Source organism: Streptomyces sp. SLBN-118 (genome assembly GCF_006715635.1).
GTDB lineage: Bacteria > Actinomycetota > Actinomycetes > Streptomycetales > Streptomycetaceae > Streptomyces.
Genome location: NZ_VFNP01000001.1, coordinates 3,710,617 through 3,722,958 on the forward strand (window position 1 = coordinate 3,710,617; position 12,342 = coordinate 3,722,958).

Annotated in this window: 15 protein-coding genes; 10 read left to right on the top strand and 5 right to left on the bottom strand. The window is 69.7% G+C overall.

Features of this window, described 5'->3' with window-relative positions:
• Positions 1-285: 285 nt before the first annotated feature.
• Complete coding sequence (locus tag FBY35_RS16945; protein ID WP_142214598.1) at positions 286-783, bottom strand: hypothetical protein; 498 nt, start codon at positions 781-783, stop codon at positions 286-288.
• Positions 784-1,212: 429 nt separating this feature from the next.
• On the opposite strand from FBY35_RS16945, the gene FBY35_RS16950 reads away from it, so the two are divergent.
• Positions 1,213-1,698 carry a sortase gene (locus tag FBY35_RS16950; RefSeq protein WP_142214599.1) on the top strand — a complete coding sequence of 162 codons (486 nt, stop codon included), beginning with the start codon at positions 1,213-1,215 and terminating at the stop codon, positions 1,696-1,698.
• A gap of 98 nt (positions 1,699-1,796) precedes the next feature.
• Entirely contained in the window at positions 1,797-2,558 is a 762-nt protein-coding gene (locus FBY35_RS16955; RefSeq protein ID WP_142214600.1) for a class F sortase, read from the top strand.
• A 209-nt stretch (positions 2,559-2,767) separates the two neighbouring features.
• Here the strand turns inward: FBY35_RS16955 and FBY35_RS16960 are convergent, their stop codons facing one another.
• Positions 2,768-4,309, bottom strand: a complete 1,542-nt coding sequence (locus tag FBY35_RS16960) for an FAD-dependent monooxygenase (RefSeq protein ID WP_142214601.1) — start codon at positions 4,307-4,309, stop codon at positions 2,768-2,770.
• A gap of 347 nt (positions 4,310-4,656) precedes the next feature.
• Between FBY35_RS16960 and FBY35_RS16965 the strand changes: the two genes are divergently transcribed.
• The 7 genes from FBY35_RS16965 (at position 4,657) to FBY35_RS16995 (ending at position 9,828) form a co-directional block, all read left to right on the top strand.
• Positions 4,657-4,983, top strand: coding sequence for a hypothetical protein (locus FBY35_RS16965; protein ID WP_142214602.1), 327 nt, complete (start codon positions 4,657-4,659; stop codon positions 4,981-4,983).
• Between the two features lie 11 nt (positions 4,984-4,994).
• Positions 4,995-5,618 carry a DUF5819 family protein gene (locus tag FBY35_RS16970; protein ID WP_142214603.1) on the top strand — a complete coding sequence of 208 codons (624 nt, stop codon included), beginning with the start codon at positions 4,995-4,997 and terminating at the stop codon, positions 5,616-5,618.
• The gene (locus FBY35_RS16975) at positions 5,615-6,640 is read left to right on the top strand and encodes an HTTM domain-containing protein (RefSeq protein ID WP_142214604.1); all 1,026 of its coding nucleotides are present in this window, start codon (positions 5,615-5,617) and stop codon (positions 6,638-6,640) included. The genes FBY35_RS16970 and FBY35_RS16975 overlap by 4 nt, the downstream gene beginning before the upstream one ends.
• A 71-nt stretch (positions 6,641-6,711) precedes the next feature.
• Positions 6,712-7,209, top strand: coding sequence for a hypothetical protein (locus FBY35_RS16980; RefSeq protein WP_142214605.1), 498 nt, complete (start codon positions 6,712-6,714; stop codon positions 7,207-7,209).
• Positions 7,194-8,111, top strand: coding sequence for a serine hydrolase (locus FBY35_RS16985; protein WP_260848637.1), 918 nt, complete (start codon positions 7,194-7,196; stop codon positions 8,109-8,111). Before FBY35_RS16980 ends, FBY35_RS16985 begins: the two co-directional genes overlap by 16 nt.
• The gene (locus tag FBY35_RS16990; RefSeq protein ID WP_142214607.1) at positions 8,108-9,589 is read left to right on the top strand and encodes an NAD(P)/FAD-dependent oxidoreductase; all 1,482 of its coding nucleotides are present in this window, start codon (positions 8,108-8,110) and stop codon (positions 9,587-9,589) included. Before FBY35_RS16985 ends, FBY35_RS16990 begins: the two co-directional genes overlap by 4 nt.
• Positions 9,586-9,828 carry a hypothetical protein gene (locus FBY35_RS16995; protein WP_142214608.1) on the top strand — a complete coding sequence of 81 codons (243 nt, stop codon included), beginning with the start codon at positions 9,586-9,588 and terminating at the stop codon, positions 9,826-9,828. The genes FBY35_RS16990 and FBY35_RS16995 overlap by 4 nt, the downstream gene beginning before the upstream one ends.
• Positions 9,829-9,865: 37 nt before the next feature.
• Here the strand turns inward: FBY35_RS16995 and FBY35_RS17000 are convergent, their stop codons facing one another.
• The gene (locus tag FBY35_RS17000) at positions 9,866-10,849 is read right to left on the bottom strand and encodes a LuxR family transcriptional regulator (protein ID WP_142214609.1); all 984 of its coding nucleotides are present in this window, start codon (positions 10,847-10,849) and stop codon (positions 9,866-9,868) included.
• 157 nt (positions 10,850-11,006) lie between these two features.
• Between FBY35_RS17000 and FBY35_RS17005 the strand changes: the two genes are divergently transcribed.
• On the top strand, positions 11,007-11,783 hold the full coding sequence (locus FBY35_RS17005) for a DUF72 domain-containing protein (protein ID WP_142215116.1): 777 nt from the start codon (positions 11,007-11,009) through the stop codon (positions 11,781-11,783).
• A gap of 53 nt (positions 11,784-11,836) precedes the next feature.
• Here the strand turns inward: FBY35_RS17005 and FBY35_RS17010 are convergent, their stop codons facing one another.
• Both FBY35_RS17010 and FBY35_RS17015 read right to left on the bottom strand, forming a co-directional pair.
• Positions 11,837-12,052: a LexA family transcriptional regulator gene (locus FBY35_RS17010; protein ID WP_142214610.1), complete on the bottom strand. Its 216-nt coding sequence runs from the start codon at positions 12,050-12,052 to the stop codon at positions 11,837-11,839.
• Positions 12,037-12,288 (bottom strand): hypothetical protein, encoded by a 252-nt coding sequence (locus FBY35_RS17015; protein ID WP_142214611.1) that lies wholly within the window; start codon positions 12,286-12,288, stop codon positions 12,037-12,039. Before FBY35_RS17015 ends, FBY35_RS17010 begins: the two co-directional genes overlap by 16 nt.
• Positions 12,289-12,342 lie beyond the last annotated feature (54 nt).

The window sequence follows — 12,342 nt, forward strand, 5'->3', positions numbered from 1 at the left end:
CCCTGGCGGGCGAGGGTACGGCTGGTCGAGCGCCACGACGGTCTCGCCCCGCCCGGCCCAGGAATCCAGCCGGCACCCACGCGGAAATCCGAAGGGCCGATGTGAGGCCACGGTGACATCGCTGCCACGGCGCATCGAGCCGGCCGTCCACCACTGGCCCTTACGAGCTTGGCCAATCGCGGAGCCCAACCCGAGCACGAAGAGCAGCATGATGACTGCCGTTGCTGTCCCCATGACGGCAGTCTGCCGCCTCCTGGTGCGGCATAAGTCCCGGGCCCGCTGCGGTCACGCGCGGCGGCGCTGTTCGTGAACGGCCTTCATGAGGGCCTCGAAGGCGGACTCGGTGTCGCTGTCACGCGCGTCATCGATCGCCTCGAGAGCGGCCGCCGCGGCCTCACGAAGGTGGTGGGGAAGCCCTTCGGCGGCCGTGAGTTGGTAGGCGGCCTTACGGCGGGCCCGGCGCTCGGCGGCGTCTACGGCGTCGGGGCCGGACAGTGGAAAGACGGCGGTCCTGTACGCGGATATCCCCAGCACCACCATGTCCCCGATCCCGTCGGCGTACCCGAGCGCGGCAGCCTTCCCTTCTCCTTCCCGAATGGTTGCGATCATTCGGCGGCGGGAAAGGACCGTGGCCAGGGCGGCGCCCCCTCCCAGGGAGAGGGCGCAGGTGACGGCGAGGAACGGACCGTCCCAGGCCAAGCCGGTGAGCCCTCCGAGGATCGTGAGCGCGACGGTCCATGCGGCCGCTGTCCGGGAGCTCATCTGCTCGGGCGTGGTGTCCATGGTGGAAGTGTCCCAGCCGGTACCGACAGCACCGGGACGGGGTGGACCGCCGGCCTCAGATCCCGGGCCGCTACTCCCCCTCCGGTCACGACGCCCGCGGGCACGTTGCCGCCATCGCACGTGTCGCATCTGACAAGGCCGTGACATTTCATGTGCCGCGCGGGAGGCCTCGAGGACCACCGGCTGAGCCCCGCACGGAAGCACCCTCTAGCCCGTTCGCCGTCCCGCCGGTGTTTCCTTCACCATGATCGTCTCTCCTCCGGTGACCTGCGTAAACGATCAAGCTTGAGCCTCCGCTACGCCTGCCCGGGTGACACATGTGTCGATGCGTCATGTTGCGAGGCTGACGGACTGTCGGTTGCCTCGTGAGCGGAGCACAGCAGAGGCGCCGCGCAGACAGGCCGGACACTGCTCCTTTGGAGGATTCTCATGCGCAACACACGTGTTGGTGCGGGTATCGGCCTGGTTGTCGGTGCCCTCGCTCTGTCGGTCCCGGCCGCTGTCGCCGCCGATGGCTCAGGCATCCAGATCAGCCCGCGGAACGCCACCCCCGGCTCCACGGTCACCGTCAGTACCACCGCCTGCGGTACGGAGACCTACGGCAAGGGCGAGTCGGAGGCGGGAGGGGCGTTCCATCTGTTCAAAGGTGAGAGCAAGGGGGTGCTCACCGGCCAGTTCCAGGTCCCGGAAGAGACCGGGCCCGGCACCCACGCAGTCACCGTGAAGTGCCCTCCTCGGGTCAAGATCACCGATACGGTCGAGATCACGGCTCCCTCCCCCAGCGGCGCGGTTGACGCCGGTTTCGGGACCGACGGCAAGGGCACTCAGCTCGCCCTGGGCAGTGTGCTGCTCGCCGGAGCCGCAGCCGGGGGTGTGCTCAGGCTGCGCCGTCGGCCGAGCGGTCTCGGGCACTGACCGCCCAACTCCCGCCGCACCGGCCCCCGGACACCGCATCGGTCCGGGGGCTGCGCGGCCCCCACCCCACCCCGCCGCGAAGCAGAGGCTCAACCGCGATGGAACCCGGGCACCAGACCACCCCGACCCCACACTCCTTCACCCCCTCGATCACGCTTCTGGCTTGGGCGCTGATCGCCGGCACGGCGCTGGTGATCAACGCGGCCGGCGACGAGAAGCCACCGCAGCCTTCGGCTGCCCAGGCCTTCCCCGCCGCTGTCCCGCCCGCTCCCAGCGGCAGCTTCCTGGCCGCGCTCCCCAACGTCCAGCCACTGCCCAACGTCCGGCCCCTGCTCACCGCCAAGCCACTGCCCAACGTCCGGCCCCTGCTCACCGCCAAGCCACTGCCCACCGTCAAGCCCCTGCCACCGTCGGATCCGGTCCGGCTCCGGGTTCCCGCCATCGATGTCGACGCCCCCATGACACGGCTCGGCCTCGACGCGGCGGGTGCTCTACGGCCCCCGCCCGCCGACAGCCCCGGCCTTGCCGGCTGGTACGGCGACGGCACGGCGCCCGGCTCGACGGGGACTGCCGTCACCACCGGGCACGTGGACACGCGCGCCGGCCCCGCCGTCTTCCACGACCTCGGTGCCCTGACCAAGGGTGACACCATCGAGATCAGCCGGGCAGACCAGCGCACGGCGGTGTTCACCGTCGATGCCCTGGAGGTCTACGAGAAGAAGAAATTCCCTGACAAGAAGGTCTACGGCAGCTCCGGCCGGCCCGAACTGCGGCTGATCACCTGCGGCGGCGAGTACACCAAGAGCACCGGCTATCAGGGCAACCTCGTGGTCTACGCAACGCTGACCGCGGTGAAGTAGCTGAACCACCCCGAGCGCTGCGCAACTTCGGCCTTGCCGGTGTCAGCGACCGGGTGCCCGCACTGCGCTCTGGTCCTGGTGGACCGCTCGGCCTCGATGTTCGACCTCCCCAGCGCCAGGTCGCCTTCGTCGAAGGCCTGACTCCCCTGGTGCGAGGGGCTGCACCGCAGTTCCAGAGCAGCGTCAGGCGGTACGACGCGTGTGGCCCGTCAGTGGTGAGGTGGCGCGGGCAGCCAGCGGTCCAGGTGGCGGCACAGGCCGGACAGATCGCTTCCGCCCGCCCGGTAAGCGAGGTATCCGTCGGGGCGGACGAGGCCGTGAGCGATGCCGGGCCAGGGGCCCCGGTCACCGAGGTGGTGAACGGTGACCAGTTCGCCTCTGCCCCGGCCGACGGCCGCCACCGCGTCGGGATCCCACACCTCACGCGGACCGCACAACAGCACGTGGTAGCCGGGAGGCGATGTCAGGGCCTGTAGTCCCGCGGGAGCGTCGGGCAGCCGGTCACCCGCGCGGGGGCCACCGCGCGGGTGACGGTTTCCCTCCTCGGTGAGCGGGCCCCGCCGGTAGTGGATGGCGAGCTCGGCGAGCGTACGGAACCCTCTGGCCCGCAGCGTGGTGAAGCGAAGCCCCAAGGGCATGAGGCGCGGGGCGAGTCGGGTCCTGGCACGGCGGATGACCGGGTTGCGGCTCGTGGCGATCCTGAAGGCGCGGTCGGTGAAGCGCAGCACGTTCCGGCCAACCGGTGCGCGTTCGCTCTCGTACGTGTCGAGAAGCCGGTCGGGGGCGGCGCCCCGGCAGGTGAGGGCGAGTTTCCAGCCGAGGTTGAGCGCGTCCTGGATGCCGGTGTTCATGCCCTGGGCGCCGGCCGGGCTGTGGACATGGACCGCGTCGCCCGCGAGAAAGACACAGCCGGCACGGTAGTGGGCGGCGCCCCGCTTCTGCAGCCGGAACCGGGTCATCCAGACGGCGTCCCGAAGGCGCAGCCCGCCCCCCACGGCGCCCGCGTACCGGTCGGTGATCACCTGCAGCTGCTCCAGGCTCACCTCCTCGTCCGGTGCGTCCGGCGGGCTCATGGCGAGCATCCGCCAGGTGGCCGGTGTTTCCAGCGGGAAGAACAACAGCAGGCCGGCCTCGGAGAGACAGGCATGGGCGGCGCCGCGTTCGAGTCCGTCGACCTCCAGGTCCGCGAGCAGGAACGTCTGGGGGTAGGCGGAGCCCGCAAAGCCGATGCCCGCGAGGCCGCGTACGGTGCTGTGTGCGCCGTCGCAGCCGACGACGAAGCGGGCACGGACCGTTTCGGGCTCACCGTCGCCGTGACTCAACCGGCAGGTGACGTACGCGCCTTGTGGCGACAGGTCCCGCAGCACTGTGCCCCGCTCGACGGCCACACCCCGCTCGGCGAGATGCCCGCCGAGCACCGCCTCGGTCTCGGCCTGGGACAGAAACAGCAGATAGGGATACGGGGTGTCCGCCAAGCCGATGTCGAACAGCGGCAGCCGCAGCACCCGGCCCGGCGCATGCAGCCGCAGCTGCACCGCCCGATTGCCGCGCGCGACCAGTTCGTCCGTCACACCGAACCCTGCCAGCGCCTCCAGGGTGCGCGGCTGGATGGCCAGAGCGCGTGACTCGCGCGCCCGGTCGAGGCTGCGGTCGATGATGCGGAAGCGGGTGCCGTACGCCCGTAGCTGAGCGGCCAGGGCCAGGCCCGTCGGGCCCGCGCCCACCACCAGTACGTCCAGCGGTTCCGCCATGGAGCCACCGTAATCCGGCCTCAGGCGCTGCGCAGCCCACAGCCGCAGCCTCGCTGGCATGAAGCTGCCCTTGGCCGTGCAGCATGTTGTCACCGAAACCCCTGTAACAGGCGCCCCGCCGCTGGCATTGTTTTCTCCGTAAGCGCGGTCCTGTGAATTCGGGGGAATCAATGAGCGCCATGACCAGGCGTACTGCGCGACGCGTCAACTCATTTGCCGCGCCGCCTTTCTCGGCCGAAATAGCCTCGGCCCGCATTCCCTCGTTCGCCACGCACTCCGTTCATCCGGCGCATGACCGGGTGAACGGGTGGCAGTGACCGGACCGTAAAGAGAGAACAGGGGAAAACATGAAGAAGGCAATCGCCGCTGCCGGTATCGCGCTCGGTGGCGCGGCTCTGGTGCTGTCCGTTCAGGGCTCGGCCCAGGCCGCTCCCGCGGCGCCCGTCCTGCAGCAGGCGTCCGTTGCCAAGGGTGGCCCGGATGCCGCCCCGATGTGGATCGGTTCCGTCGCCAAGATCGCCCAGAAGGCGTACGTCCACGGCAAGGCGGCGGCGGGTACCACCGCCCTGCGTCAGCAGGTCGGCAACATGACGAAGATCGCCAGCCTTGGTTCCGCTCCCAAGGACGGCATGAACGCCGGCACCCAGTCGGCAGAGACGATCTTCGACAAGTGACGGCACACCGCATGACCAGGAGGGCGGTGCTGCTTGTCGGCGCCGCCCTCCTGGGCCTTCATTTCCTCCTCGCCGCCTTCTCGCAGAGTCCCTACACCCCTGTGAAGCTGCGCTATTACGACGCGGTGAGCGACTATCTGAACCCCTATTTCGCACAGAACTGGATGCTTTTCGCGCCCGACCCGCTCGCCGACGACCGCGGAATTCTGGCCAGGGCGAAATGCCCGGACGGCAAGGTCACCGAGTACTACGACGTGACATCGCCCTACATTCACGCCGCACAGGACAGCCGGTTCTTCCCCTCCCGTATGTCACGACTGGTCGGCAGCAGCCTGCAGTCCATCTACAACTCGGACCCGCTGCTCGACCGGCTGCGCAAGTCGGAGAAGGAGAAGGAGAAGCCGGTTCTCCCGCTCATGCCGTACGAGAAGAGCTCACGCGAGGACGCCGTCCGCTTCCTCTCCCGGTACTCCATGACGCAGATGCCCCAGGCGTGCGGAGGCGATCCCCGCAGCATCCAGATCCGTATGTACGTCAGGGAGTTGCCGCCCTGGTCGAAGCGCAACGATCCGAGCGCGAAGGACAAGATCAGCGTGCAGGACTTCGGCTGGCAGAAGGCAGGTGACCTGCGATGAGCAACTCCGTCCCGCTGCTGGACAGATGGAGCAGCCACCCGGTGAGTGTGCTGGGCGTGTCCGGCACGCGCGCCCTGATCGGCTTCGTCGGGCTCATGTTCTACGTCAGCCAGTACAGCGACCGCGGCTATCTCTTCGGGCCTGACGGCGTGTTCCCGTGGACGGACTTTCTGGCCGCCCTCGACCGGGACGGCACCTTCAGCCTCTATGCGCTGAGCGGCTCGGGAGCCTGGTTCGAACTCGTCTACCACATCGGGCTGCTGAGTGCCCTGGCCGTCACTTTCGGCGTGGGCGGCCGCCCCGTGCTGATCATGCACTGGGTGCTGCTGTGGTCCGTCTACCAGCGTCAGCCGCTCATCCTCGACGGCGGCGACAATCTCGCCTACCTCGTCATCCCGATGCTCGTGCTGACCCGCTGCTACGACCGTCTCTCGCTGTCCACCGGACTCGCCGCGCGCTGGACCCGGCGGATTCCGGAAGGCCTCAGAGCGCTGCAGGCTCCTCTGCACAACCTGGGCGTTCTGGCCATCGCCACCCAGATCTGTCTGGTGTACGTCACCAGCGGCCTGTACAAGGTGCAGGGCAAGCTGTGGCAGGACGGGACGGCGCTCTTCTACATCATGCGCATTCCCGAGTTCTCGTTGCCGGGTGTGTCCGACCTGGTCTACGGCAACGACATGCTGGTCTTCGCCGGCACCTACTCGACGACCTTCTTCCTGGTGTACTTCCCACTCGGCATCCTGGTACCACGGCTGCGCCCATGGGCCGCCGTCGCGTCCATCGGATTCCATGTCTCCATCGGATTCTTCATGGGGCTCACCGGCTTCGCCCTGACGATGGTGGCGTGTGACCTCATCTTCCTGAGCCGGCCGCTCGGAGAGGCCCTGGCCTTCGCGACCCGCGCCAACACTCGGATCGAGCGGTCCGTGCGCGCATGGCGGGAGGGGCGGACACAACAGGAACGGCCGGAAGAACACGCCGGGAACGCGACCGCCGCGAGCGCGATGGAAAATACTGGCTGATCGTCAGGCGGCCTCCTCTGGACCGCCTTTCTGATCCAACCCATGGCAATACGCGAACGGTGGAGTCAACTGTGGCAATGGTCGGACTGTTCTGCATCACCGAGGACGAGGTCCATCTCGGTGCACCCCCTTGCGAGTCGGGCCCCGGGGTCCGGGTGGCCGCCGCGGGCCTGGAGGCGGTGGGGCCTCAGTCCGGCAGCTGGACGTGGGCCGACCTCAGCTCGGTCACCGTCGTCGGGGTACCGGCGAAGAACACTCCCGGCCGACAGCTGTCGATGACACTGGACCTGGTGCTCGGGGCCATGGGTCTCGGCGGACCGGAGAGTCCTCCTGAGATGACCGTACGGGTCGAAGTATCCGACGGCATGACCGAATTGGTGGCGCACTCGGCGGCGGCAGGTGCGTACACCCATCGTGAGGTGGAGCTGTCCCATCAGGTGCTGGACCGCTTCGTCACCGGGACTCTCAGCCCGGCCGTCCTCACTGACTGGTGCCGTACGCACGGCGACCGGAAGAGTCCCCGCCCGGCCGAACGTGAGGCCGTTCTCGAGCAGTGGGCGCAGTCCTGATGGCGGCCCTGTCCCTGCGACCCGTCCCCGTCTGCGTGCTCAGCGGCTCGGCCCCGCCGCTGGCCGAGCACGGTCACGATCCGGCCGCCTATGTCGAGATCGGCTCCCTGACCAAGGTACTCACCGGCACCGCACTGATACGCATGGCCCGTGCGGGCCTGCTCGGCCTCGACGACACGGTGGAGCAATGGCTCCCGGCAGTGCCCGGATCGGGGATCACCCTGCGGATGCTGGCAGCCCACACATCCGGCCTGCCACGACTGCCGCCCGGTCCGACCGGCCGCGACCCCTACGCCGCCTTCGACGAGGACGCGCTCCGGACCGTCCTCGGCCGACTCGCCGAGGTCGTCGTACGGCCACCGGGAGCGCAGGAGGAGTACTCCAACCTCGGTTACGCCGTGCTCGGTGCGGCCCTGGTGTCCGCGGCCGGGCTGCCCTACGAGGACGTGGTGCGTGAACACGTGCTCGCGCCGCTGGGGGTGGACGAGGTCACCGCCCACCCGCCCGCCGACCGGCTGCTGGGCGCACGGAACCTGTTCGGCCGGGAACGAGCCCGGTGGACCATGGACGGGCCGATCCTGCCCGCGGGCGGACTGTGGGCCACGCCCCGAGCACTGGCGACCGTCGTCACCGAGCTGCTGCTCGAGCGCGCGCTGGGCGAACCGGCGCCGTCCTGGCAGTCGGCCGGACCGCTGTTGTGGCACAACGGGGCGACCCGCGATGCCTCGGCCTTCACCGGAGTGTTCCCGGACACGGGGAACTGGGTCCTGGTGCACCGGCTCGGCGGATCATCCGCCCGTACGGACAAAATCGGCCTCGACCGGCTCGCCGCCGCTTCCGCCGCTGCCACCACTGCCGCCGCAAAGAACACCTCCGAACTGCCCGAAGACGAACGCACATGACCCAGATCGACGCCGCAGTGGTCGGCACCGGCCCCAACGGACTCGCGGCGGCCGTCACGCTGGCCCGAGCGGGCCTGCGGGTGGAACTGTACGAACGCGCCGACGACATCGGCGGCGGACTGCGCAGCGAGGCGCTCTTCGACAAGGACGTCGTGCACGACATCTGCGCCGCGGTGCATCCCATGGCCGCGGCCTCGCCCTTCTTCCGCGAGTTCGACCTGGGCACGCGCGGTGTCGCACTGCTGAACCCCGAGATCAGCTACGCGCATCCGCTCGACGACGGCCGCGCAGCGCTCGCCCACCACGACCTCGACGCCACCTGCGCGGAGCTCGGGCCGGACGGAAAGCGCTGGCGCCGCCTGATGCGGCCCCTGCTCGACCACAGCGCGGGCGTCGTCGACCTCATTCTCTCGGGGGGACGGTCCCTGCCCCGCGACCCGATCGCCCCGCTCGTGCTGTCCCCGCGGGTCGTGCGGCACTCCACCTCACTGGGCGGTTTCCGGGGGGAGGAAGCGGCGGCGCTGCTCACAGGTGTGGCCGCACATGCGATGGGCCCGCTTCCCTCCATCGCCTCCGGAGCCGTCGCGATGCTGCTCGGCCACCTGGCGCACGGGTCGGGGTGGCCGCTGCCGAGGGGCGGAAGTGTGCGCATCGCGGAGGCGCTGGCCGCTGACATCACGGCGCACGGCGGCCGCTTCCACACCGGTACGCCCGTCACCGACCTGCGCCAACTGCGCCATGCCAGAACGGTGTTCCTCGACACCAGCCCCAAGGGCTTCCTCGCGCTCGCCGCTTCCCGGCTGCCCACCCGGTACGCCCGTGCGCTGGCCGCCTTCCGCTACGGCCCCGGCGCGGCCAAGGTCGACTTCCTGGTCTCGGAACCGATCCCGTGGCGCAATCCCGCGGTGGGGCGGGCCGGCACCGTACATCTCGGCGGTACCCGTGCCGAGATGGTGCGCCAGGAAGGACTCACAGCGCGTGGTGTGCCGACCGGCGAGCCGTTCGTCCTGGTCACGGATCCCTCGGTCACGGATCCTGGCCGGGCACGGCAGGGCAGGCGTCCGGTGTGGGCCTACGCTCATGTGCCCAACGGCGACACACGTGACCCGATCGCGCTCGTACGGTCCCGGATCGAGCGGTACGCCCCCGGCTTCGGCGACACGGTCATCGCTCAACGGGCGATCTCGGCGGCCGAATACGAGTCGTACAACCCCAATTACGTGGGCGGCGACATCGGCGCCGGCGCGATGACTCTCACCCAGTCGCTCCTGCGGCCGGTGCCGCGCCTGGACCCGTACCGCACTCCCCTGCGTGGGGTGTACCTGTGCTCGGCATCGACGCCGCCCGGCCCCAGCGTGCACGGCATGTCCGGTTACTTGGCGGCTCTTTCGGCTCTCCGCCGTGAGTTCGGCGTCCCTCGGGCGCCGGGCCTTGCCCTGTCCCCCGCGCCGCTTGCTCCCCCCAGAGCGACGCGGTGAGCTCCTCGCAGGAGGGAACCACACAGATCGTTCTGGTCCGGCAGCAGGCAGCCGCCGCCCCGGGCGCGATCGCTGCCGTCCGGCTGCTCGGCGTGCTGCCGCCGGACTGGGCCTGCACCTGGGACGTCGCGGACGACCTGATCACACTGCGCGTCCGCATACCGGGTGGCGGAGGCGGGAAGGCGGCGGCCTCCGTCGTGGCGGACCGCGCGCCCGCGGGCTGGTCCGCACCCCGGTGAACCGGGGGCGGCCCGCCCGACAACACATCCGCGCCGATCAGATCCAGCCGCGTTCGCGGGCCACGAGGGCGGCGTGCGGGCGGCTCGATGCGCCGAGAAGCCTCAGCAGTTCGGCGACATGCCGCCGATAGGTCCGTATCGAGATTCCCAGGGCCCGTGCACCGATCTCGTCCTTGTGGCCCTGGCACATCCACTGCAGCACACGCCGTTCGATGTCTCCGGGACCGGGCCCGTCGTCGGCGCCGGCCTGGCCGTCGACGCTGCCGGAAAGGTCCTCGGCCTGGTCCCAGATCTTCTCGAAGAGGGCCACGATGCTGGCGACCAGGCCTTCCTCATGGGCCAGCAGGGCGCCTCTGGTGGTGTCGGCGGGGTCCCTGGGCACCAGGGCTGCACGCCGGTCGTAGACAAGGATGCGCTCCGAGACATCCTCCGCCACCCGTATCACGGCGCCCTGCGCCGCCAACTCGCGCAGATAGTCCAGGGTCGGCGGGTGTTCGAGCGCCTCCTTGCGGACAACGCTGCGCATGCGCACGCCACGGCGCAGACAGCGCTGGTCGAGCCGGCGGGCGCGGGAGATGTTCTCGGGCGTGAGGGCCGTGTGGGGCTCGACGGAGAGGATCTCCTCCCGCGCGAAGAACGCCAGGTCGTCGATCCTGTTACGGATCTGCGGCAGGCTCTGCAGCCGCTCCACTCCATGCGGTGCGACGGCCTTCGGCCCCTGCTCGGTGCGGAGTTCGGAGACCAGGTGACGGGACCGGATGACGTGTTCGAACTCCTTGTGCAGCTCGCGCAGGCGCAGTTCGGTGAGGCGATCGACCGCGGTCTCGGGACTCACGGCCGACAGCAGATTGGATTCGGTACGGCTCAGTACTCCGACCGCGCACAGCCGGTTGACCGACTCGCGGGCCTGGTGCGGGGATATCTCCAGAAGCAGGTGGATGTCGTCGTCGGAGGTTCCCGGATTCCGCAAGAAGTGTCGATAAATCGCCTCTTCCGTTTGTGACAGCCCAAAAACAGCCATGCTTGTGCTCACTGAGTCTTCCCCCTGGAACAATGTGGCGGCTCGCTCGCCGTGCTCGCTGGTCAGGCGGGCGCGGCCCGCTGCGGGTCGCTGTTCGATCCGCGAGTCTAATCGCGCACGGGGCACGTGCAGGCACAGCATGAGGTAAATCATGATCATGCCCCTGCTCGTCGGAACCTCGGGATGGCAGTACAAGGACTGGCGCGGCGTTCTGTATCCCTCCAAGCAACCCCAGCGGCTGTGGCTGGAGGAGTACGCCGGACAGTTCGCCACCGTGGAGAACAACAACGCCTTCTACCGGCTTCCCACGACGGACAACTTCGCCTCCTGGCGGGAACGGACGCCCGAAGGGTTCGTCATGGCGGTCAAGGCCAGCCGCTATCTGACCCATCTGAAGCGGCTGCACGACCCCGAGGAGCCCGTACGCCGGCTCATGGACCGCGCCGAGGGCCTCGGCGACCGGCTCGGGCCCGTCCTGCTTCAACTGCCCCCCAACTTCCGGGAGGACATCGCGGCTCTGGACGCCTGCCTCGGCTGCTTCCCCGGCACGGTCCGGACGGCCGTCGAATTCCGCCATCCCTCTTGGTGGGAGGTGGAGCGGGAGCTCCGGGCGGTACTGGAACGGCATGGCAGCGCCCTGTGCTGGGCGGACCGGGCATCCCGCCCGGTGACGCCCCTGTGGCGTACCGCGTCGTGGGGGTACGTGCGGTTTCACGGCGGCATCGCCGAGCCGCCGCCGCGCTACGGCCGCCGGGCCCTGAAGTCCTGGGCCGGCCGGATCGCCGACGCCTGGCCGGACGACGACGACGTGTACGTGTATTTCAACAACGACGTCGGCGGTGCGGCCGTGGTGGACGCCGCGCTGTTCGCCCGGGCGGCGGCCGCGCTGGGCCGGACGGTGAGCCGTACGCCTTCTCTCCCGCCCGGGCCGTGACCGGCGTGATGTCTCAGCCCCGTCCAAGGGCCCGGCCCGGCCCGCCTCGCAGGTCAGTTGCCGATGCGGCACGAGCGCCAGCTGCGGCCGCTGCGGCTGATCAGCCCGGCCTGTTCCAGTCGGCGGAGCTGATAGGCCACCGAAGAGGTGCTCGACAGGCCGACGTTCTCACCGATCTCCCGGATCGTCGGGGCCTCGCCGTGTTCGGCGATCCACTCCGTGATGCACCGCAGAATGCTCTCCTGCCGCACGCTCAGGCGATCGACCACCGGTCTCCCCCTTCCTTCTCCTGAGCGCGCACCTGGCGGCGCAGCTCCACCCGGGCCGCCGGAGACCGGCCCTGCTCCGTGGCCCAGAACGGGTGCCGGACAAGTCGGAGGGACAGCTCCAGCAGGCGGCGCCGCAGGGCCGTGGTGTGGAGCTGGTGCTCGGCGAGCAGTGCGTATGTCCGGTTCCAGTCGCGCTGGGCCTGCACGAGGTCGGGCGGGAAAGCAGCGTGGGGCATGGCCGAAATTCAATCACGTGTTCGATTTCTGGCGCACGTCTTACACTCCGCGCA

Coding starts and splice junctions, on each gene's coding strand:
- FBY35_RS16945 (WP_142214598.1), bottom strand. CDS start 783: ATGGACACCACGCCCGAGCAGATGAGCTCCCGGACAGCGGCCGCATGG.
- FBY35_RS16950 (WP_142214599.1), top strand. CDS start 1,213: ATGCGCAACACACGTGTTGGTGCGGGTATCGGCCTGGTTGTCGGTGCC.
- FBY35_RS16955 (WP_142214600.1), top strand. CDS start 1,797: ATGGAACCCGGGCACCAGACCACCCCGACCCCACACTCCTTCACCCCC.
- FBY35_RS16960 (WP_142214601.1), bottom strand. CDS start 4,309: ATGGCGGAACCGCTGGACGTACTGGTGGTGGGCGCGGGCCCGACGGGC.
- FBY35_RS16965 (WP_142214602.1), top strand. CDS start 4,657: ATGAAGAAGGCAATCGCCGCTGCCGGTATCGCGCTCGGTGGCGCGGCT.
- FBY35_RS16970 (WP_142214603.1), top strand. CDS start 4,995: ATGACCAGGAGGGCGGTGCTGCTTGTCGGCGCCGCCCTCCTGGGCCTT.
- FBY35_RS16975 (WP_142214604.1), top strand. CDS start 5,615: ATGAGCAACTCCGTCCCGCTGCTGGACAGATGGAGCAGCCACCCGGTG.
- FBY35_RS16990 (WP_142214607.1), top strand. CDS start 8,108: ATGACCCAGATCGACGCCGCAGTGGTCGGCACCGGCCCCAACGGACTC.
- FBY35_RS17000 (WP_142214609.1), bottom strand. CDS start 10,849: ATGGCTGTTTTTGGGCTGTCACAAACGGAAGAGGCGATTTATCGACAC.
- FBY35_RS17005 (WP_142215116.1), top strand. CDS start 11,007: ATGCCCCTGCTCGTCGGAACCTCGGGATGGCAGTACAAGGACTGGCGC.
- FBY35_RS17015 (WP_142214611.1), bottom strand. CDS start 12,288: ATGCCCCACGCTGCTTTCCCGCCCGACCTCGTGCAGGCCCAGCGCGAC.